The following is a 21,747-nucleotide window of genomic DNA, read 5'->3' as shown; positions in this document are numbered from 1 at the left end:
CCTTACTTCTTGCCAGCCTCCCAGCTTTTCAGCAGGTCAGCGTAGGCGATGGTTTCACCCTTGGGTTTCTCGTTGGCCAGTTTGCGCTGTGGCGCGAGGAACTTGCCGTTGCTCTCTTCGGCCTTCTTGTACCAGGCTTCCGCAGTGGTTTCCGGATTCATCTTCGGCGCACACTTGCTGGCTTCCTGAACCTTGGAGCGCTCAATGCGCGTCATGATTGCATCCTGGTCCTTGGCCAGACCGTCGAGGGCCTCCTGCGCAGTCTTCTCGCCAGTGACCGCCTCGGCCACATGGCTCCACCACAGCTGTGCCAGCTTCGGATAGTCAGGCACGTTGGTGCCGGTAGGCGACCATTGAACGCGGGCCGGGCTACGATAGAACTCCACCAGACCTCCCAGTTTGGGCGCCAGCGCGGTCATCTCCTTGGAGTTGATGTCCGACTCGCGAATTGGCGTCAGTCCGACGATGGTTTTCTTCAGCGAAACGCTTTTCGAGGTCACGAACTGCGCATACAGCCAAGCGGCCAGACGCTTTTTCTCGTCGGACGACTTCAGGAACGTCCATGAACCCACATCCTGGTAGCCAAGCTTCATGCCTTCCTTCCAGTAAGGGCCTTTCGGCGAAGGCGCCATGCGCCACTTCGGCGTGCCGTCAGCATTCATTACCGGCAGGCCCGGCTTGGTCATGTCGGCGGTAAAGGCGGTGTACCAGAAGATCTGTTGCGCGACGTTACCCTGCGACGGCACCGGCCCGGATTCGGAGAAGGTCATGCCCGCCGCTTCCGGCGGCGCATAGGCTTTCAGCCAGTCGATGTATTTCTGCGTAGCAAACACTGCCGCCGGGCCGTTGGTGTCGCCACCGCGGGTAATGCTGGAGCCGACCGGATGGCAGTCTTCGACGCGAATACCCCACTCATCCACCGGCAGACCGTTAGGCAAACCCTTGTCGCCGCTGCCGGCCATGGAGAACCAGGCATCGGTGAAACGCCAGCCCAGTGACGGGTCTTTCTTGCCATAGTCCATGTGCCCGAAGACTTTCTTGCCGTCGATCTCCTTGACGTCTTCGCTGAAGAACTTGGCGATGTCCTCGTAAGCCGACCAGTTGACCGGAACGCCCAGCTCATAGCCGTACTTGTCCTTGAATTTCTTTTTCAGGTCGGGACGTTCGAACCAGTCGGCACGGAACCAGTACAGGTTGGCGAACTGCTGGTCAGGCAGTTGATAAAGCTTGCCATCCGGAGCAGTGGTAAACGAGGTGCCGATGAAGTCTTTCAGGTCCAGCGTCGGCGACGTGACTTTGCTGCCTTCCGGACTGGCCATCAGATCCGTCAGAGACAGGGCCTTGCCGTAGCGAAAGTGCGTACCGATCAGGTCCGAGTCGTTGACCCAGCCGTCATAGATGCTCTTGTCCGACTGCATGGCGGTCTGCAGCTTTTCGATGACATCACCTTCCTGCAGCAAGTCATGGGTGACTTTGATACCGGTGATTTCGGTGAACGCCTTGGCCAGGGTCTTGGACTCGTATTCATGGGTGGTCAGGGTTTCCGACACCACCTTGATGTCCATGCCACGAAACGGCTTGGCAGCTTCGATGAACCACTCCAGCTCTTTCAACTGCTCGGCATCGGAAAGCGTGCTCGGCTTGAACTCGCTCGCCGCCCACTTCTTCGCCGCATCTTCGTACTGATCCGCCCATGCCGACACGCTCAACCCGCTGAGCATGATCATGGTTGCCAGCGTCACGCTATGTTGCAGCTTGTTTTTCTTATTGAACATAGTCATCTCCAGGTTGCTTTCATGTAGTCCCGCTTTTTCAATACTGCCGACCGGATCACCCCGGCAACCACGCCCGGCCGCCCTCTAACCCCAACGCATCACCACCAACAGCCACACCAGGGAAGCCCCAGAAGCGATCCAGATGCTCCAGTCCGTCGCGCCGATCACCAGCAAATGCAGATAAGCGCTACCTAAAAGCCCAATGAAAAGACGGTCGCCACGCGTGGTGGCAATCGGCAGAAAACCGCGGCGCTCGATACTTGCCGAGCGCAATTCCCATACGGTCATTCCTGCCAGCAGCAGCGCAATGCTGATAAAGAAGGCCGCAGTGGGCAGTGTCCAGGACATCCACTCCATTTTTTCGACTCCTCAGACACGACCAAGAGCAAAGCCCTTGACCACATGGTTGCGAACGAACCAGATCACCAGCATGCCCGGCAGAATGGTCAACACCCCTGCCGCCGCCAGCACCCCCCAATCGATACCCGATGCCGAGACGGTGCGGGTCATCACCGCAGCGATCGGCTTGGCGTTCACCGACGTCAGGGTGCGCGCCAGCAACAGCTCGACCCAGGAGAACATGAAGCAGAAAAACGCGGTGACACCGATACCCGAGCCAATCAGTGGAATGAAAATCTTCACGAAAAACTTGGGAAAGCTGTAACCGTCTATGTAGGCCGTTTCATCGATTTCCTTGGGAACACCGGACATGAAACCCTCCAGAATCCATACGGCCAGCGGAACGTTGAACAGACAGTGCGCCAGTGCAACGGCGATGTGCGTGTCAAACAGGCCGATGGACGAATACAGTTGGAAAAATGGCAGCAGGAAGACTGCCGGTGGTGCCATGCGGTTGGTCAGCAGCCAGAAGAACAGGTGCTTGTCGCCGAGAAAACGATAGCGTGAAAACGCATAGGCTGCCGGCAGTGCGACGCTCAGCGATATCACGGTATTGAGGCACACGTAGTACAGCGAGTTGAGGTAGCCGCTGTACCAGCTCTCGTCAGTGAAGATCACCTTGTAGTTGGCCAGGGTGAAATCCTGCGGCCACAGGGTCAGGCCACCCAGGATCTCGGTATTGGTCTTGAACGACATGTTGATCAGCCAGTAGATCGGCACCAGCAGAAACAACAGGTAAATCCACAGCGGTATGGTTTTGCGCAGACTCATGACCAGCCCCTCAATTCTTTTCGCTGTGAGTCATGGCGGTGTAGAACACCCATGACACCAACAGAATGATCAGGAAATACACCAGCGAGAACGCGGCCGCAGGCCCCAGGTCGAACTGCCCGAGCGCCATGGTGGTCAGGGTCTGACTGAGGAATGTGGTGGAGTTGCCCGGTCCGCCACCGGTCAGCACGAACGGCTCGGTGTAGATCATGAAGCTGTCCATGAAGCGCAACATCACCGCGATCAGCAGCACGCTTTTCATCTTCGGCAACTGGATGTGCCGGAAGATCGCCCAGCCTGACGCACGATCGATGCGTGCCGCCTGGTAATACACATCCGGAATTGCCCGCAACCCTGAATAGCAAAGCAAGGCCACCAGCGAGGTCCAGTGCCAGACATCGATGACCAGCACCGTCACCCAGGCATCCGAGGCATTGGCGGCGTAGTTGTAGTTGATGCCCAGCACGTTGTTCAGCGTGTACCCCAGCAAACCGATATCACCACGGCCAAAGATCTGCCAGATCGTGCCGACCACGTTCCACGGGATCAGCAGTGGAATGGTCATCACGATCAGGCACAACGACGACCAGCGCCCTTTGGTCGGCATGGTCAGGGCAATCGCGATACCCAGCGGGATCTCGATCAGCAGTACACAGCCCGAATAAATGAACTGACGCAGCAGCGAGTCATGCAGACGCGGGTCCTGCAGGACCTGCCGGAACCAGTCAGTGCCGACGAAATAGCGGCTGGACTGGTCGAAGATGTCCTGCACTGAATAGTTGACCACAGTCATCATCGGGATAATCGCGCTGAATGCCACCAGCAGAAACACCGGCATCACCAGCCACCAGGCCTTGTTGTTCTGAACCTTACGCATGGGACACCTCACTGGCAGGGCCGGCTTCGATCAGGTAATCATCTGCATAGAGCATCAGCCATTGCCCCGGAAAGCTGATCCAGGCCTGGCCTTGCGGCACCGGTTTGTCTTCCTGCAGCCGCACCTTCAGCAGTTGCCCACCCAGTTTCAGGGTGATGATCTTGTAGGTGCCGAGGTCTTCCACATAGGTCACGTCGGCACACATCGCATCGTCGTAAGGTCCGTCCCAGACATGCACGAACTCAGGACGAATACCCACTTTCAGAGTTTTCCACGGCGTATTGGCGAGCTTCTGCTGCAACGACTCAGGCAGCGGCAGGTGAATATCCGCAAAACCGACGCCGCCCGGCTGCGGCGTAACGTCAATCAGATTCATCCCCGGGCTGCCGATGAAATAGCCGACAAAGGTGTGCGACGGCTTCTCGAACAGCTCCCGCGGCGTGCCGAACTGGACGATCTGACCGCCATACATCACGGCGATCTTGTCGGCGAAAGTCGACGCCTCCAGTTGATCGTGAGTGACGTAGACCATGGTGATATTGAACTGCTCGTGGATCTGCTTGAGCTTGCGCCGCAGTTTCCACTTCAGGTGTGGGTCAATCACAGTCAACGGTTCGTCGAAGAGGATCGCCGACACGTCATCGCGCACCAGCCCGCGACCCATGGAGACTTTCTGCTTTTCGTCCGCGCTGAGGTTGCGCGCCTTCTTTTTCAGCAGCGGCTGCAGGTCCAGGACATCGGCAATTTCGTTGACCTTGATGAGAATCCGCGCCTCGTCCAGGCCCTGATTGCGCAACGGAAAGGCCAGATTATCGAACACCGTCATGGTGTCGTAGATCACTGGAAACTGGAAAACCTGAGCAATGTTGCGACGCTCCGGGGGCAGCTCATTGACCACTTTCGAGTCGAACAGCACCTGGCCCTGCGACGGACTGAGCAGACCGGAAATGATGTTGAGCAGGGTTGACTTGCCACACCCGGAAGGCCCGAGCAGCGCGTAAGCACCACCCTGCTCCCAGACGTGGCTCATCTCGCGAATTGCATAGTCGTCAGGACCGGGCTTGGCACTGTAGCTGTGCGCAAGGTTCTGCAAGCGGATCTCGGCCATCAGGCAACCCTCGCCATACGCAGGCCCGGCGCCTGAATCAGGCCGCCCTGCTGATCGAATACAAACAATTTGTGGGTCGGGATGTACACCCGAATCGCCGCATCGACGTCATAGGCATGCACGCCTGGCAGATGCAGGACCAGCGAGAACAGCTCGTTGCGCACATGCAGGAAGGTTTCCGAACCACTGATTTCCGCCAGCTCGACGGTGACCGCCAGTTCCAGATCGTCATCGTTGGACGGCACCAGGCTCAAATGGCTGGGGCGCACGCCGAAACGATACTCGCCGTCGCCGACAGCCCGCAGGTCGACGTTGAGCGGGAAATGCACGAAGTTGGCGAAGCTGACTTCATTGCCATCTATACGGCCCGGCATGAGGTTGATCGGCGGTTCGGAGAACAGCTCGGCGGCCAGCACAGTCGCGGGTCGATGATAGACCTCAGGGGTCTTGCCGCTCTGCACCACCCGCCCCTCATGCAGGATGGTGGTGGTGCCGCCCAGCGCCAGCGCTTCATTGGGCTCGGTAGTGGCGTAGATGGCGATGGTATGGCGAGCGGCGAACAGCTCACGCATTTCCTGGCGCAGCTCTTCGCGCAGCTTGTAATCGAGGTTGACCAGCGGTTCATCGAAGAGGATCAGCTCGGCGTCCTTGACCAGCGCTCTGGCCATCGCGGTGCGCTGCTGCTGCCCACCGGACAGTTCGAGGGGATGGCGTTGCAGGAATTTTTCGATGCGCAACATCTTCGCGGTTTCCTGCACCCGGCTGTGGATCAGATCTTTGGACAGACCGGCCTGACGCAGCGGCGAGGCGATGTTTTCGAACACCGTCATGCTCGGGTAATTGATGAACTGCTGATAAACCATCGAGACGTTGCGCAGACGAACCGGACGATGGGTGACATCGACCCCGTTCATCAGCACTCGCCCGCTGTCCGGCTTGTCCAGCCCGGCCATCAAGCGCATCAGGCTGGTTTTGCCGGACAGGGTGCGCCCCAGCAGAACGTTGAATGATCCCGGCTCAAAGCTCAGGGAGGCGTCGTCGATCCAGACCTGGCCATCGACGGCGCGACTGACATGCTCCAGCGTGAGTGACATGGCGTGCCCTTTGTTGTTTTTTTCTTAAGGGTGAATGCGTGACTGTTTGCAGATAGCGACATTCGTGCCAGCTCAGGCGGATCGCCGGTGAAGCCCGAAACAGAGCGTTCGCCCGTATTCAGGGGACGAAACGCCTTTCACAGCTGAACAATAATGAACAGAAAATACTGAACACTTGAACAAAATGAACATTGACTTTGAACAAAACTGAACGACACTGGACGGACGTTGCGGGCAAGGATGGTCACGCCGACGGGACCTAAAAACAAAAACAATACGTCATATTCGCAGGCATCCTCATGTCTCAAACCAGCGCTTCGCTTGCTCACGACATCATCATTCAGGATTCATGGACCCGCTGCCGGGACTTCGGCCTCAGTCATCAGACGCGCCCCTCATTCGGCCAACTGCCGGGGGCGGAGGTTTCCAGGCTGCTGGAGCGCCATCGCGGACTGGTACAGACCACCCATCAGGAGGTCCTGCCGGTCTACGAAAACATTCTCAGCAACTCCAGCTGCCTGATTCTTCTGGCCGACCCTCAAGGTCAGCTGCTCAAGTCCTGGGGCGCGCAACGCTTCGTCGAATCGTCCCAGGCTCAGGGCTTCATGCCCGGTGCCAGCTGGAGCGAACGCGGCACGGGCACCAACGCCATCGGCACGGCGCTGGCCTGCGAACAGGCCATCCATATCGAACCGGACGAGCATTTCCTCAAGGCCAATCGCTTCATGACTGGTTCGGCCTCACCGATCTTCGACGCCGACAGGCGCATCATTGCCGTGCTGGATGTGTCCAGTGACAGCTTCCTGCCACCCTCGCACACGCTGGGCATGGTCAAAATGATGAGCCAGTCGGTGGAAAACCGCCTGATCCTCGACCAGTTCCGCGATTCCCACTTCCAGCTGATCTTCAATACCGGTCTGAACAACCTCGACAGCCAATGGGCTGGCCTGCTGATTTTTGACGAAAGCGGCCAGATCCTTTGCGCCAATCGGCGTGCCGACGCCCTGCTGGGGAAGACTCCGGCCGGCGCCAGCATCGAGACGCTGTTCAAATGTCCGATCCTGCAATTGCTCAGCGAGACCGAAGCGCGTCCGTTTGCACTGCATGCATTTGGCAACAATCGCTTTCAGTGCCTGCTCAAGCGGCCGACCCGCAAGCCGCTCAAGCTGCACAGCGTACAGCCAGTTCAGGCACCCGCGGCGCCGCAGAGTCTTGACCTGGAGGCGATCAGCCTGGGTGATGCAAAAATCGAAAAAGCCGTGCGTCAGGCGCAGCGGCTGCTGGAAAAAGACATTCCGCTGCTGATCCACGGGGAAACCGGGGTCGGCAAGGAAGTGTTTGTCAAAGCCCTGCATCAGGCCAGTGCGCGCGCCGGCCAGCCTCTGATCGCCGTCAACTGCGCAGCGATCCCGGCCGAACTGGTCGAGGCCGAGCTGTTTGGCTATGAAAGAGGCGCCTTCACCGGGGCCAATCAGAAGGGCAGCATCGGCCTGATCCGCAAGGCCGACAAAGGCACGCTGTTTCTCGACGAAGTGGGCGACATGCCGATGCCGGTACAGGCGCGGCTGCTGCGCGTGCTTCAAGAGCGCTGCGTTCAGCCACTGGGCAGCAGCGAGTTGTATCCGGTCGACATACGCCTGATTTCAGCCACCAACCGAAGCCTGCGCGATCAGGTCCAGACGGGGCTTTTCCGCCAGGATCTTTATTACCGGATCAGCGGCCTGAGCATCGAACTTCCTCCCCTGCGCGAGCGGACTGACAAGCATGCGCTTATCCAGCGAATCTGGGAGCGGCACCGTGATGCCCATCAGCGTGCAGGCTTTTCCAGAGAGGTACTTGAGTTATTCGAGCATCACCCTTGGCCGGGTAATCTGCGCCAGCTCAACAGTGTGATTCAGGTGGCGCTGGCACTGGCCGACGAACAGCCGATCGGCACTGACCATCTGCCCGAGGACTTTCTGCTCGATGCACAGGTGAATGAGGAATGCCCTATCCCGGTCAGAACTCAGGAATCGGCCACGCGCCTTCACGCGACCGAAGACCTCGGCCAATTGTTTCAAGCGGCAGGCGGGAATATTTCACAGCTGGCCAAACGCCTGGGCGTCAGCCGCAACACACTGTACAAGCGGTTGCGGGAACAGCGGATCGTTTAGTGTTCGACGCTCGGCAGGCCGAGCATCGAGGACAGGACGCGGAGCGTCCAGAACAGCATGCCCACGCGGAGCGTGGGCACGATAGTCTTCCGGGTCATTATCGTTCCCATGCTCCGCGTGGGAATGCACTTCATGACGCTTCGCGTCACCCAGCCGCCTTACTTGATCAGTCCGCCAGACGCCAGGTGGTGCCGCCCTTGCCGTCTTCCAGAAGCACACCCATGGCGGTGATCTGGTCGCGGATACGGTCGGACTCGGCCCAGTCTTTCGCGGCACGCGCAGCCAGACGCGCCTGAATCAGCGCCTCCACTTCAGCCGCATTAACCCGCCCTTCCGCGCCAGCGCGCAAAAAGTCGTCGGCTTCGAGTTGCAGGACTCCCAGCACGCTGGCCAGTTGCTTCAAGCGCGCCGCCAGACCCGCTGCCGCTGAGACATCGGACTCACGCAGACGATTGATCTCGCGAACCATCTCGAACAGCACCGCGCAGGCTTCAGGTGTACCGAAGTCATCGTTCATCGCCGCGCTGAAACGCTCGACGAACGCCTCGCCACCCGCAGGCTCGGCAAGCGGCAGGCCCTTGAGCGCGTGATAGAAACGCTCAAGTGCCGCCTTCGACTCACGCAGGCTGTCTTCGGAATAGTTGATCGCGCTGCGGTAGTGGCTCGACACCAGCAGGTAACGCACCACTTCCGGGTGGTATTTCTCCAGCACGTCGCGGATGGTGAAGAAGTTGTTCAAGGACTTGGACATCTTCTCGCCATTGATGCGAATCATGCCGCAGTGTAACCAGGCATTGGCGTAGGTCTTGCCGGTGGCCGCTTCGCTCTGGGCGATTTCGTTTTCATGGTGCGGAAACTCGAGGTCGCTGCCGCCGCCATGAATATCGAAGGTCTCGCCCAGGCAGCAGGTCGACATCACCGAGCACTCGATATGCCAGCCGGGACGTCCTGCACCCCAGGGCGATTCCCAGCTCGGCTCGCCCGGTTTGACACCTTTCCAGAGCACGAAGTCCAGCGGATCCTCCTTGGACTCGTCCACTTCGATGCGCGCGCCGATGCGCAGGTCTTCGATCTTCTTGCGCGACAGCTTGCCGTAACCCTGAAACTTGCCGACCCGGTAATACACATCGCCGTTACCCGGCGCATAGGCATAGCCCTTGTCGATCAGGGTCTGGATCATGGCATGCATGCCGGGGATATGATCGGTGGCACGCGGTTCCATGTCTGGCTTGAGGATGTTGAGGCGCGCCTCGTCCTCGTGCATGGCACCGATCATGCGCGCGGTCAGTGCGTCGAACGACTCACCGTTTTCCCGCGCCCGGTTGATGATCTTGTCGTCGATATCGGTGATGTTGCGCACATAGGTCAGTTCATAACCGCTGAAGCGCAGCCAGCGCGTCACCAGATCGAACGCAACCATGCTGCGGCCATGGCCCAGGTGGCAGTAGTCGTACACGGTCATCCCGCAGACGTACATGCGCACCTTGTTGCCATCCAGCGGCTTGAAAACTTCTTTGCTCTTGGTGAGCGTGTTGTAGATAGAAAGCACGTGCTCCCCCTCAAACGTACAGCATCAGGTCCAGGAATCCCGCAACGTCACGGTGCGGTTGAAGACAGGTCGACCAGGTTTGGAGTCCTTGATGTCCGCGCAGAAATAACCTTCGCGTTCGAACTGGAAACGGTCTTCCGGCTGCGCTTGGCCCAACGAGGGCTCGGCGCGACAACCGGTCAGTACTTGCAGGGAGTCCGGGTTGATATTGTCCAGAAAGCTTGCGCCCTCTTCGGCTTTTTCAGGGTTTGGCGAACGGAACAGACGATCGTACAGACGCACTTCGCACTCTACGCTCTCGGCTGCCGGCACCCAGTGCACGACGCCCTTGACCTTGCGGCCTTCAGGATTCTTGCCCAGGGTGTCCGGATCGTAGGAGCAACGCAGCTCGACGATGTTGCCGTCGGCATCCTTGATCGCTTCATCGGCGCGGATCACATAGCTGCCACGCAAACGCACTTCGCCATTGGGCTCAAGACGCTTGTAGCCCTTTGGCGGCTCTTCCATGTAATCGTCGCGGTCGATGTACAGCTCACGCGAGAACGGCAGCTCGCGCATGCCCAGGTCCTCTTTCGGGTGGCGCGGCAGTTCCAGCTTCTCGACCTGACCTTCCGGGTAGTTGGTGATGACCACTTTCAGCGGGCGCAGCACGCACATGGCGCGCGGCGCGCTGTGGTCCAGGTCGTCGCGGATGCTGAATTCGAGCATGCCGAAATCGACCACGCCGTCAGAGCGGTTGGTGCCGATCATTTCGCAGAAATTGCGAATCGATTTCGGCGTGTAGCCACGACGACGGAAGCCCGACAGCGTCGACATACGCGGGTCATCCCAGCCACTGACGTGTTTCTCGTCAACCAGTTGCTTGAGCTTGCGCTTGCTGGTGATGGTGTAGTTCAGGTTCAGGCGCGAGAACTCATACTGGCGCGGCTTGCACGGCACCGGCAGGTTGTCGAGGAACCAGTCGTACAGCGGACGATGGCTTTCGAACTCCAGGGTGCAGATCGAGTGGGTGATGCCTTCGAGGGCATCCGACTGACCGTGGGTGAAGTCATAGATCGGGTAGATGCACCACTTGTCGCCGGTCTGATGGTGATGCGCATGACGAATGCGGTAGATGATCGGGTCACGCAGGTTCATGTTCGGCGAGGCCATGTCGATTTTGGCGCGCAGTACACGAGCGCCATCCTCGAACTCGCCGGCTTTCATGCGCGCGAACAGGTCGAGGTTTTCCTCGACGCCGCGCTCGCGGAACGGACTGTTCTTGCCCGGCTCGGTCAGGGTGCCGCGATATTCGCGCGCCTGTTCGGGGGTCAGATCGTCAACGTAAGCCTTGCCCGCCTTGATCAGCTCGACCGCCCAGTCGTGCAACTGGTCGAAATACTGCGAGGCGTAGCGCACTTCGCCCGCCCATTCGAAGCCCAGCCACTTGACGTCACTCATGATGGCGTCGATGTATTCCTGGTCTTCCTTGGCCGGGTTGGTGTCATCGAAACGCAGGTGCGTATCGCCACCGAACTCCTTGGCCAGACCGAAGTTCACGCAGATCGACTTGGCGTGACCGATGTGCAGGTAGCCGTTGGGCTCCGGCGGAAAGCGGGTCACGATTTTGCTGTGCTTGCCCGAGTCCAGGTCTGCCTGCACGATAGGACGCAGGAAATTGGTCGGTACGGCTGGACCTGCCTTTGAATGGGCAGCGGGTTCTGGAGTGGGCTTGCTCATAGGATCCTTGGACATACGTGCGCGGCCAGGGTAGGCCGACTAAATCAAAGCGCTTATCATAGCCGAAGCTGTCAAGTCCCTGACAACAGACTGCGTATTTGAAGGCATAAAAGCTGCAAAAGCGCTGAAAAATGTAACCTCGTCTGTAAACTGCGCGTCAGGGTCATAATCTGCCCATTCATGCATGACTAGAGAGCGACTTCCCAAATGCCTAATGTAAAGCTGACTACCAACCACGGCGACATCGTGCTGCAACTGAACGAAGAAAAGGCGCCGCTGACCGTTGCCAACTTCATCGAATACGTTAAAGCCGGTCATTACGAAAACACGGTTTTCCACCGTGTGATCGGCAACTTCATGGTTCAGGGCGGCGGTTTCGAGCCTGGCATGAAAGAAAAGAAAGACAAGCGCCCGAGCATCCAGAACGAAGCCGACAACGGTCTGCCGAACAAGAAGTACAGCGTCGCCATGGCCCGCACCATGGAGCCGCATTCGGCCTCTGCGCAGTTCTTCATCAACGTCGCTGACAACGCCTTCCTGAACCACAGCGCCAAGACCGTTCAAGGCTGGGGTTACGCTGTATTCGGTGAAGTGATCGAAGGCACTGATGTCGTCGACAAGATCAAAGGCGTGGCAACTTCCAGCAAGGCCGGCCATCAGGACGTCCCGGTAGAAGACGTGATCATCGAGAAAGCCGAGATCGTTGAGTGATACTGCTGATCTCCGATCTGCACCTTGAACAGGAGCGCCCGGACATTACCCGGGCGTTTCTGGATCTGCTCGCAGGACGCGCTCGCGACGCCGAGTCGCTGTATATCCTCGGGGATTTTTTTGAAGTCTGGATCGGTGACGACGCGATGTCGCCGTTCCAGCTTTCGATCTGCAAGGCCCTGCGCGAGTTGAGCGACAGCGGCACACGAATTTTTCTGATGCACGGCAACCGTGATTTCATGCTCGGCAAGGGTTTCTGCAAGGCAGCAGGCTGTACACTGCTGAGTGACCCGAGCGTCGTGCAGTTGAACGGTGAGCCGGTGCTGCTGATGCACGGCGACAGTCTGTGCACCCGCGATGAAGGTTATATCCGGATGCGTCGCTATCTGCGCCATCCGCTGACGCTTTTCATTCTGCGCCATTTGCCGCTGGGCACCCGCCATAAGCTGGCGCGCAAGTTGCGTAATGAGAGCCGTGCGCAAACCCGTATGAAGGCCAACGATATTGTCGATGTGACGCCGGACGAGGTGCCGCGGATCATGCAGCAGTTCGGCGTGCGTACGTTGGTCCACGGTCACACTCATCGTCCGGCGATTCATAAGTTGCAGATTGGCGATCAGGCGGCCAGGCGCATTGTGCTGGGTGACTGGGATCGTCAGGGCTGGGTGTTGCAGGTGGATGATCAGGGTTTCAGCCTGAACCCGTTCGACTTTGTGCCTGAAACGACTGCGCTGTTGAATTGATTGCGCGGTAACGGCTGAGAGCACAGCGGCTCTGCGCCTTCAGGCGGATTGCCGTTCGGCTCAGGTCACCTTTTAGCCCTTCGGCGACTCAATTTGAGGGACCAAAGTGAGCAAAGTCCCCGCTCCTGTTTCCGGCCCGACTTCGTCGGGTTCCTTTGCACTGTCACTAACGTCGCACTCTGCGTCGTCTGTGCCATCGCGATTGAAAAAGCACTTTAGAGCAGTTTGGCCAAAGGCACGGTTCAGATAGGCGCATAAGAAACTAGTGCCCGCCCCCTGCCGCAGGCCCGGCCTTGGCGGCGAATGGAGGTTTGGCCAGCCAGACGAGCAGGATCAGTCCTGCGAATATCCAGCCCAGCAGGTAGAAGTAATCCACGGTGGACATCATGTAGGCCTGGGCGTTGAGGGTCTGCTCCAGTTGAGCGTAGGCCTGCGGGCTGGCGCCGCCCAGGCTGTCAAGGGCGTGGCGGGTGGCTGGGTCGAAGGTGCTGATGTTTTCACTCAGGTAGGCATGATGCTGGTTGGCGCGGCGAATCCAGATCCAAGTGGTGAGCGAGGCTGCGAAGCTGCCGCCCAGGGTGCGCAGAAAGGTTGCCAGCCCTGAACCATCGGCGATCTGATTGGGCGGCAGGTCAGACAGCAGAATACTCAGAGTCGGCATGAAGAACAGTGCCACGCCAATGCCCATGAACAACTGGACCATCGCCACATGCTCGAAATCCACGTCGGTGTTGAAGCCTGCACGCATGAAGCAACTCAACCCCATCGCCAGGAATGCCAGCCCGGCCAATAGACGCAGATCGAATTTGTGCGCGTACTTGCCGACAAAGGGCGACATCAGTACCGGCAGGATGCCAATCGGCGCGACGGCCAGCCCAGCCCAGGTGGCGGTGTAGCCCATCTGGGTCTGCAACCACTGCGGCAATATCAGGTTGATGCCGAAGAAGCCGGAATAGCCGCCGATCATGACCAGTGTGCCGATGCGGAAATTGCGGTAGGCAAACAGGCGCAGGTTGACGATCGGATGCTTGTCGGTCATTTCCCAGATCACGAAGAAGGTCAACGCGACCAGCGAAATCAGCGAGCCAAAGATGATGAAGTTCGACTCGAACCAATCCAGATCATTACCCTTGTCGAGCACTATCTGCAGCGCGCCCACACCGACGATCAGCGCTATCAGGCCAATATAGTCCAACGGCTGACGAGCAGTCGTGACCGGCCTTTTGGCCATCTGGGTACGCACCACCAGCACGGCGAACAGGCCGATGGGAATGTTGATGAAGAAGATCCAGGGCCAGCTATAGCTGTCGGTGATCCAACCACCGAGGATCGGACCGGCAATGGGCGCCACCACCGTCACCATCGCCAGCAATGCCAGGGCCATGCCTCTTTTGGCGGGTGGGTACACCGCAATCAGCAGGGTCTGACTCATCGGATACAGCGGACCGGCGACCATGCCCTGCAGCGCGCGAAAGCCCACCAGTTCCGGCATGGACTGGGAAATACCGCACAGGAACGAAGCCATCACGAACAGAATGGTGGCCCACAGGAACAGCTTGACCTCACCGAAGCGGCGACTGAGCCAGCCGGTCAGCGGCAAGGCAATCGCGTTGCTGACCGCAAACGAGGTGATCACCCAGGTGCTCTGCTCCGAGCTGACACCCAGATTGCCGGCGATGGTCGGCAGCGCCACGTTGGCAATCGTGGTATCGAGCACCTGCATGAAGGTCGCCAGCGACAGACCGATGGTGCACAGCAACAGGCTTGGCGGGGTAAAAGAAGCGGGGGCGTTGTTGCTCATCGCGAATCCCTGAAGACGAATGCGACACCCCGGCCAGCAGGCCGGGACTCACGGATTGGCGGTTCAGCGCTGAACGGCAGTCTTGCCACCGGGCGCACTGTTCTCGTGAATCAGGCGGGCGATCAGCGCGTCGGCGTCAGCCAGTTGCTCGGTGTACACCTGAGTGCTGAAGGCCGCCTGTTTGCGCGGCTGTTGCGCCAGGACCGGACCGCTCTGGTCATGCAGATTGACTTCAACCGTGGTCGACAGGCCGATACGCAACGGGTACTTCGCCAGTTCTTCAGGGTTGATGTGCACCCGCACCGGCACACGCTGGACAATCTTGATCCAGTTGCCAGTGGCATTCTGCGCAGGCAACAACGCAAAGGCACTGCCGGTACCGGCCCCCAGGCTGTCGATGGTGCCGCTGTACTTCACATCACTGCCATACAGGTCGGAGCTGATCTCCACTGGCTGACCGATGCGCATCTTGCCCAGTTGGGTTTCCTTGAAGTTGGCATCGATCCACAACTGATCCAGCGGAATGACCGCCATGGTTGCAGTGCCCGGCTGAATGCGTTGCCCCAGTTGCACGGTGCGTTTGGCGACGTAGCCGGTGACCGGTGCCACCAGCGTCGAACGTGCATTGGCCAGGTAGGCCTGACGCAACTGTGCGGCCGCAGCCTTGACGTCCGGGTGCGAGGACACCACGGTGTCATCGACCAACGCCACGCTGGTGCTGAGTTGCTGCTGAATATTGTTCAGGGCGCTCTGCGCGCTGGTCAGGCTGTCTCTTGCGTGCGACAGCTCTTCCTGGGAAATCGCCCCGCCGGCTGCGAGGCTGCGACGACGGTTATAGTTGTCCTGAGCGGTCTGCACCGCAGCACGCTGCGCGGCCAGTTGCGCTTTCATGCCATCGACGTTGCTGTAAAGGCCGCGCACCTGGCGCACAACCTTGCCCAGATTGGCCTCGGCGCTCTGCAGCGAGACTTCGGCATCGCTCGGGTCAAACTTGAGCAGGACCTGCCCTTCGTGCACCAGATCACCATCGTCGGCACCAATACTGATGACGGTTCCGGTGACCAGCGGGGTGATTTCGACCACGTTGCCATTGACATAGGCGTCGTCGGTCTCTTCGCTCCATTGGCCGTAGATCTCGTACCAGGCCCAGATGCCCAGTGCGAGGATCACCACGACAATGGCAAGCCCGATCAGCAGGAACTTGCGCTTGCCAGACTTCGGCTCCTGTTGAGGAGCCTGGGCAGATGTGTTTTCAGCGGCAGCAGTGGCCATGGCAGTTACCTTTAATCAGCGAAGCGACGGAACGACGGCGATCAGGCTCACGCCTGCCAACACGTCGGCTGCTCAGCTTTTAGCTTTGGGGTTGAAGCTCAAACGAGTCAGGGTGATGTGGTCATCGGCAGCCACCAGCACCTTGGTGAGAATTCTTTTCAGGCTCTCGACCTCTTCACTGTCGAGCGCGGCGAACGTGTCATTCATCGCGTCGGCGCCAATCTGCGGCAACAGATCGGAAAGCGCCTGTCCCTGCTCGGTCAGCGCCAGACGCACCTGACGACGATCGGTCGCGGAGCGCTTGCGCACCACCAGCCCTTTCTGTTCCAGACGATCGAGCATGCGGGTCATCGAACCGCTGTCCAGTGACAGGTGCCGACACAATTCCACGGGGGTATCGGTAGAAAACTGGGCAATGATGATCAGCACCTTGAACTGCGCGAACGTCACGTCATAGGGCAGCAGGTACTTGTCGAGCATGCGGTCTTTGAGCGCATTGGTACGACCGACCAGCAGCCCGATGAGGCTGGATTCGAAATTGTCGGGGCTGAAATGTTTCACGGATTGACCCAGATAGCTGCCTAGGCAGTGATTGCAAAATATTACTGCCTAGGCAGCCGTTGTCAAAGCATTTATTAGCGTGCTTACTAAATCCCCATAAAAAAACGACCGCTGGCAAGGCGGTCGTTTTGGGGGGCGGACGTGCGAGAGGAATCAGGCGGCGACAGGGACGCCACTGTGAAAGCGGAACTCTTCGTCAGGACTTTCGATCAGCTCACGCTCGGCCAGACGGATCTCCTCGATCTTGGCATCGACATCAGCCTTGTCGCCATAGCTGTAAGCCAGCTTGAGGTAGTCCTGAAAGTGCCGCGCTTCGGACTTCAGCAGACCGCCATAGAATTTGGCCAGCTCTTCGTCAAGATGCGGCACCAGCGCGGCGAATCGCTCACAGGAACGAGCCTCGACGATGGCACCGACGATCAGCGCATCGGTCAGCCGGTAGGGGTTGTGATTACGCACCAGCTTGCGCAGCGCTCCGGCATAACGGGCCGAGCTGATGTTGGCCATGGGGATCTGGCGCTTTCTGATGATGCTGATGACTTGCTCGAAGTGGCGCAGCTCTTCCCGGGCCAGACGCGACATCTTGCTCAACAGGTCGAACTTGTCGTTGTACTGAAACATGAACTGGAACGCAGCCCCGGCGGCCTTCTTCTCGTTGTTCGCATGGTCGATCAGCAGGATGTCCAGATTGCGCAGCGCGGCCTGGACCCAGCTGTCGGGGGTGCGGCAAAGCAGAAAGGCTTCGATTTCAGGGATCGGGTACATAGGCTCACAGAATGACGGAGAGGCACGGCCGCGCATTATACGAGGAGCCACGGTACCTCGCGACACAAAAGCATGCCGGTTTTGTCAGGCGCCGAATGCGTCGCGCAGAAAGCCCGGCGCGATATAGCGCTGATAGTGCGCCTCGGAGAGCAGGAAAAACTCGCGGTCGATGGCATCGCGCAGTTCCGGCAGCGTCCAGTCGCGAAACTCCGGCAACAACACGAAACCGTAGGCCTCGACCTGGCTGATGACCCGTGCGCCACGGGCGATCAACTGGTAAGCCCAGCAGTATTCGGACTGGTGTGGCACAAAGCGGATCTTGCGCTGGGTCAGCTGCGCACGCAGCTTGTCGGCATCGAAGACTTCGAGCTTGGCAGTCATCACCTGGACCAGCAGTTGCTCCAGACGCAGCCAGACCGCTCTTTTTTCATCCTCGTTATAGCCGTTCCAGTGGATGACCTCGTGGTGGAAGCGCTTGCAGCCACGGCACACCAGATCCCCGTAAACAGTGGAGCAAAGGCCGACGCAGGGGGTTTTGATAATGTAATCGGGCATGTCAGGCAGGACTGGGGAAGGCGAAACAGGGGCTCATGTTAGCCCTTTGTCTAAGCAAGTTCACCCCCGAAGATGTAGGGGCTAACTTACCTTCGGCAAAGTTTTGGCGTAGAATCAGCGAGCCTTTTAAGGCGCCAATGTCCGTTGGAAGCTGTTTTCAAAGCGTCACGAGCACAGTCAAGTTAATCCCGCAGTGCGGCGTCGACAGGCCATTCCCTCATCACGAATGGCCGTGTCGACCGCCACTCCCCCCGCCCTGCAGGCGTAAAACTTTGAAAACAGCTTCTGTTAGGAATCACCGCTACCCTGCCAACAAGGCTCAATAAGCCTTGCGTGGGTACGGGCGGTTTCTGGATGAGCGTCCCGGACACCCATTTGGGACCACTGATGAGGGTTAATACTGTGCTTGAAGCCTACCGTAAACATATCGAAGAGCGTGCCGCCCAGGGCATCGTGCCCCAGCCGCTTAACGCCGAACAAACTGCAGGCCTGGTCGAGCTGCTGAAGAATCCCCCGGCTGGCGAAGAAGCTTTCCTTGTCGACCTGATCACCAATCGCGTTCCGCCAGGCGTTGACGAAGCTGCCTACGTCAAGGCCGGTTTCCTGTCTGCCCTGGCCAAGGGCGAAGCCACTTCTCCCCTGATCGACAAAAAACGCGCTACCGAACTGCTCGGCACCATGCAAGGTGGCTACAACATCGTCACCCTGGTTGAACTGCTCGACGACGCCACCCTCGCGCCAGTCGCTGCCGAACAACTCAAGCACACCCTGCTGATGTTCGACGCCTTCCACGACGTGGCCGAAAAAGCCAAGAACGGCAATGCCCACGCCAAGGCTGTCCTGCAGTCCTGGGCCGACGGCGAGTGGTTCAAGAAGCGTCCGACGCTGGCCGACAAGATCAGCCTGCGCGTCTTCAAGGTCACCGGCGAAACCAACACCGACGACCTGTCCCCTGCTCCTGATGCCTGGTCGCGTCCAGACATCCCGCTGCACGCACTGGCCATGCTGAAAATGGCCCGTGACGGGATCGTCCCTGACGTCCAGGGCGCCATCGGCCCGATGAAGCAGATCGAAGAAATGCGCGGTCAGGGCTTCCCGATTGCCTACGTCGGTGACGTGGTCGGTACCGGTTCCTCGCGTAAATCGGCAACCAACTCGGTACTCTGGTTCTTCGGCGACGACGTCCCTTACGTCCCGAACAAGCGTGCCGGCGGTTTCTGCTTCGGCAGCAAAATTGCTCCGATCTTCTACAACACCATGGAAGATGCTGGCGCTTTGCCAATCGAATTCGATGTCTCGAACATCAACATGGGTGACGTGATCGACGTCTACCCCTACGCTGGCAAGGTCTGCAAGCACGACAGCGACGAAGTCATCACCACCTTCGAAATGAAGACCCCGGTGCTGCTCGACGAAGTCCGCGCTGGCGGCCGTATTCCGCTGATCATCGGCCGCGGCCTGACCAGCAAGGCGCGCGCCGAACTGGGCCTGCCGGAGTTCGACCTGTTCAAGACCCCTGACCAGCCAGCTGAAAGCACCAAGGGTTACACCCTGGCGCAGAAGATGGTCGGCAAGGCATGCGGCGTAGCGGGCGTTCGTCCGGGCACCTACTGCGAACCGAAGATGACCACCGTCGGCTCCCAGGACACCACTGGCCCGATGACCCGCGACGAACTGAAAGACCTGGCGTGCCTGGGCTTCTCGACCGACCTGGTCATGCAGTCGTTCTGCCACACCGCAGCCTATCCGAAGCCGATCGACGTCAAGACGCACCACACGCTGCCTGACTTCATCATGACCCGCGGCGGCGTTTCCCTGCGTCCGGGCGACGGCATCATCCACAGCTGGCTGAACCGCATGCTGCTGCCGGACACCGTCGGTACCGGTGGCGACTCGCACACCCGCTTCCCGATCGGTATCTCCTTCCCGGCCGGTTCCGGCCTGGTGGCGTTCGCCGCTGCAACGGGCGTCATGCCGCTGGACATGCCTGAATCGATCCTGGTTCGCTTCAAGGGCAAGATGCAACCTGGCATCACCCTGCGCGACCTGGTTCACGCCATTCCCTACTACGCGATTCAGGCTGGCCTGCTGACCGTAGAGAAGAAAGGCAAGAAGAACGCATTCTCCGGTCGCATCCTGGAGATCGAAGGCCTCGACAACCTGAGCATCGAACAGGCTTTCGAGCTGTCCGACGCCTCTGCCGAGCGTTCGGCTGCCGGTTGCACCATCAAGCTGGCCAAAGAGCCGATCATCGAATACCTGAATTCGAACATCACCCTGCTGCGCTGGATGATCGAACAGGGCTACGGTGATCCGCGCACTCTGGAGCGTCGTGCTCAGGCGATGGAAGCCTGGGTTGCCAACCCGGAGCTGCTGGAAGCCGACAAGGACGCCGAGTACGCCGAAATCATCGAAATCGATCTGGCCGACGTCAAGGAGCCTGTGCTCTGCGCGCCGAACGACCCGGACGATGCCCGCCTGCTGTCTTCGGTACAGGGCGAGAAGATCGATGAAGTGTTCATCGGCTCCTGCATGACCAACATCGGCCACTTCCGCGCTGCGGGCAAGTTGCTGGATCAGGTCAAGGGCCAGCTGCCGACGCGTCTGTGGCTGTCGCCGCCGACCAAGATGGATGCTCACCAGTTGACCGAAGAAGGCTACTACGGCATCTACGGCAAGGCTGGCGCGCGCATGGAAATGCCGGGCTGCTCGCTGTGCATGGGTAACCAGGCACGCGTGGAACCGAACTCGACCGTAGTGTCGACGTCGACCCGTAACTTCCCGAACCGACTGGGTGACGGCGCGAACGTCTATCTGGCCTCGGCCGAGCTGGCGTCCGTTGCGTCTATTCTGGGTCGTCTGCCGACGGTCGAAGAGTACATGAGCTACGCCAACCAGATCGATACCATGGCAGCGGACGTGTACCGCTACCTGAGCTTCGATCAGATCGCCGAGTTCCGTGAAGCCGCTGCGAACGCCAACATCCCGGCCGTTCAAGTGTAAGCACGAAAGCAGGCACCATAAGAACCCCATCCTCGCGATGGGGTTTTTTTTGCCCTCAATCGAACACGTACATATATTTTTCACATTCACATGGCTATAGTGGCGGCCCTTGTTGGGGAGTAGCCTGCTCTTGACTCCGGTCACAGAGCGTTCGCATCAACATTCTCGGCAGCATGCCGTGGTGCGAACACCTTCTGGTTGGCGAGACCAACGATGCATCCATGCCTAAAGTCGGGCGTGTGGTTGCGTCGTTGACTCATAGCCCGACTGGATATAACCGTGAATCCGATTTCCCTCCTCTTTCTCGCGCTTGCCATGTCCACGGACGCCTTTGCTGCGGCCCTTGGTAAAGGAGCAAGCCTGCATAAACCGCGCTTTCTCGAAGCATTGCGCACGGGCCTCATATTCGGCGCCATCGAAACCATCACGCCAGTCATAGGCTGGGGTATCGGCCAGGTGGCTGCGCGCTTCGCCGAGAGCTGGGACCATTGGATCGCTTTCACTCTGCTGCTGGTGCTCGGCCTGCACATGATCTACAACGGCATCAAGCAAGACGATGACGAAGAGCAGGAAAAGCCGGGGCAGCATTCTTTCTGGATTCTTGCCGTCACCGCATTCGCCACCAGTATCGATGCACTGGCGGTCGGCGTAGGCCTGGCATTTGTCGACGTCAATATCGTGGTTGCCGCCCTGGCCATCGGCCTGGCGACTACCGTCATGGTCACCATCGGCGTGATGCTGGGCCGGGTACTGGGCACCATGGTCGGCAAACGCGCTGAAATCGTTGGCGGTATCGTACTGATCGTGGTCGGTGCAACGATTCTTTACGAGCATCTGTCGGCGCTGTAATCGACTTACAGAACGCGTCGAGCAGACAAAAAAACCCGCATC

Annotated in this window: 18 protein-coding genes and 1 riboswitch; of the genes, 5 read left to right on the top strand and 13 right to left on the bottom strand. The window is 59.1% G+C overall.

The window, feature by feature from the left end:
* Positions 1 to 2 precede the first annotated feature (2 nt).
* The 6 genes from AO388_RS00330 to AO388_RS00305 form a co-directional block, all read right to left on the bottom strand.
* Entirely contained in the window at positions 3 to 1,775 is a 1,773-nt protein-coding gene (locus AO388_RS00330) for an ABC transporter substrate-binding protein (RefSeq protein WP_004414063.1), read from the bottom strand.
* Between the two features lie 84 nt (positions 1,776 to 1,859).
* Complete coding sequence (locus AO388_RS00325; protein ID WP_003415748.1) at positions 1,860 to 2,132, bottom strand: DUF2160 domain-containing protein; 273 nt, start codon at positions 2,130 to 2,132, stop codon at positions 1,860 to 1,862.
* Positions 2,133 to 2,144: 12 nt separating this feature from the next.
* Positions 2,145 to 2,945 (bottom strand): carbohydrate ABC transporter permease, encoded by an 801-nt coding sequence (locus AO388_RS00320; RefSeq protein ID WP_004414065.1) that lies wholly within the window; start codon positions 2,943 to 2,945, stop codon positions 2,145 to 2,147.
* A gap of 10 nt (positions 2,946 to 2,955) precedes the next feature.
* Positions 2,956 to 3,822 (bottom strand): carbohydrate ABC transporter permease, encoded by an 867-nt coding sequence (locus tag AO388_RS00315; protein ID WP_002552729.1) that lies wholly within the window; start codon positions 3,820 to 3,822, stop codon positions 2,956 to 2,958.
* A complete protein-coding gene (locus tag AO388_RS00310; RefSeq protein WP_058415891.1) occupies positions 3,815 to 4,930 on the bottom strand; it encodes an ABC transporter ATP-binding protein in 1,116 nt (371 codons plus the stop codon). Before AO388_RS00310 ends, AO388_RS00315 begins: the two co-directional genes overlap by 8 nt.
* Complete coding sequence (locus AO388_RS00305; protein WP_003368548.1) at positions 4,930 to 6,024, bottom strand: ABC transporter ATP-binding protein; 1,095 nt, start codon at positions 6,022 to 6,024, stop codon at positions 4,930 to 4,932. Before AO388_RS00305 ends, AO388_RS00310 begins: the two co-directional genes overlap by 1 nt.
* A 299-nt stretch (positions 6,025 to 6,323) precedes the next feature.
* Here AO388_RS00305 and AO388_RS00300 point away from each other — a divergent pair, with 299 nt between their 5' ends.
* Positions 6,324 to 8,177 (top strand): sigma-54-dependent Fis family transcriptional regulator, encoded by a 1,854-nt coding sequence (locus AO388_RS00300; RefSeq protein ID WP_058415890.1) that lies wholly within the window; start codon positions 6,324 to 6,326, stop codon positions 8,175 to 8,177.
* Positions 8,178 to 8,343: 166 nt separating this feature from the next.
* On the opposite strand, the gene cysS is transcribed toward AO388_RS00300, so the two are convergent.
* Together cysS and AO388_RS00290 are read right to left on the bottom strand one after the other, a co-directional pair.
* Positions 8,344 to 9,726 carry a cysteine--tRNA ligase gene (gene cysS, locus AO388_RS00295; RefSeq protein ID WP_058415889.1) on the bottom strand — a complete coding sequence of 461 codons (1,383 nt, stop codon included), beginning with the start codon at positions 9,724 to 9,726 and terminating at the stop codon, positions 8,344 to 8,346.
* A gap of 24 nt (positions 9,727 to 9,750) precedes the next feature.
* Complete coding sequence (locus AO388_RS00290; protein WP_004414076.1) at positions 9,751 to 11,445, bottom strand: glutamine--tRNA ligase/YqeY domain fusion protein; 1,695 nt, start codon at positions 11,443 to 11,445, stop codon at positions 9,751 to 9,753.
* A 207-nt stretch (positions 11,446 to 11,652) separates the two neighbouring features.
* Between AO388_RS00290 and AO388_RS00285 the strand changes: the two genes are divergently transcribed.
* Both AO388_RS00285 and lpxH read left to right on the top strand, forming a co-directional pair.
* A complete protein-coding gene (locus AO388_RS00285) occupies positions 11,653 to 12,156 on the top strand; it encodes a peptidylprolyl isomerase (protein WP_003404493.1) in 504 nt (167 codons plus the stop codon).
* Positions 12,153 to 12,899 (top strand): UDP-2,3-diacylglucosamine diphosphatase, encoded by a 747-nt coding sequence (gene lpxH / locus AO388_RS00280; protein WP_058396639.1) that lies wholly within the window; start codon positions 12,153 to 12,155, stop codon positions 12,897 to 12,899. The genes AO388_RS00285 and lpxH overlap by 4 nt, the downstream gene beginning before the upstream one ends.
* Positions 12,900 to 13,161: 262 nt before the next feature.
* Here the strand turns inward: lpxH and AO388_RS00275 are convergent, their stop codons facing one another.
* The 5 genes from AO388_RS00275 to AO388_RS00255 all read right to left on the bottom strand — a co-directional run bounded on the left by AO388_RS00275 (position 13,162) and on the right by AO388_RS00255 (position 17,853).
* Positions 13,162 to 14,721, bottom strand: a complete 1,560-nt coding sequence (locus tag AO388_RS00275) for a DHA2 family efflux MFS transporter permease subunit (RefSeq protein ID WP_223272521.1) — start codon at positions 14,719 to 14,721, stop codon at positions 13,162 to 13,164.
* A 42-nt stretch (positions 14,722 to 14,763) separates the two neighbouring features.
* Entirely contained in the window at positions 14,764 to 15,972 is a 1,209-nt protein-coding gene (locus AO388_RS00270) for an HlyD family secretion protein (RefSeq protein WP_003368538.1), read from the bottom strand.
* Between the two features lie 72 nt (positions 15,973 to 16,044).
* A complete protein-coding gene (locus AO388_RS00265; protein WP_003368537.1) occupies positions 16,045 to 16,533 on the bottom strand; it encodes a MarR family winged helix-turn-helix transcriptional regulator in 489 nt (162 codons plus the stop codon).
* A 153-nt stretch (positions 16,534 to 16,686) separates the two neighbouring features.
* Positions 16,687 to 17,298, bottom strand: a complete 612-nt coding sequence (locus AO388_RS00260; protein ID WP_003368536.1) for a tRNA-(ms[2]io[6]A)-hydroxylase — start codon at positions 17,296 to 17,298, stop codon at positions 16,687 to 16,689.
* Positions 17,299 to 17,382: 84 nt separating this feature from the next.
* Complete coding sequence (locus AO388_RS00255; protein ID WP_002554470.1) at positions 17,383 to 17,853, bottom strand: DUF1289 domain-containing protein; 471 nt, start codon at positions 17,851 to 17,853, stop codon at positions 17,383 to 17,385.
* Positions 17,854 to 18,255: 402 nt separating this feature from the next.
* On the opposite strand from AO388_RS00255, the gene acnB reads away from it, so the two are divergent.
* Together acnB and mntP are read left to right on the top strand one after the other, a co-directional pair.
* Positions 18,256 to 20,856 (top strand): bifunctional aconitate hydratase 2/2-methylisocitrate dehydratase, encoded by a 2,601-nt coding sequence (gene acnB, locus AO388_RS00250; RefSeq protein ID WP_004414089.1) that lies wholly within the window; start codon positions 18,256 to 18,258, stop codon positions 20,854 to 20,856.
* A gap of 107 nt (positions 20,857 to 20,963) precedes the next feature.
* A riboswitch (yybP-ykoY riboswitch) is annotated at positions 20,964 to 21,129 on the top strand.
* Between the two features lie 6 nt (positions 21,130 to 21,135).
* Positions 21,136 to 21,705: a manganese efflux pump MntP gene (gene mntP, locus AO388_RS00245; RefSeq protein ID WP_004414091.1), complete on the top strand. Its 570-nt coding sequence runs from the start codon at positions 21,136 to 21,138 to the stop codon at positions 21,703 to 21,705.
* Positions 21,706 to 21,747 lie beyond the last annotated feature (42 nt).

This window comes from Pseudomonas sp. ICMP 10191 (assembly GCF_001467335.1).
In the GTDB taxonomy this organism is placed as follows: Bacteria; Pseudomonadota; Gammaproteobacteria; order Pseudomonadales; family Pseudomonadaceae; genus Aquipseudomonas; species Aquipseudomonas cerasi.
This window is presented reverse-complemented; position numbering and strand designations above follow the sequence as displayed.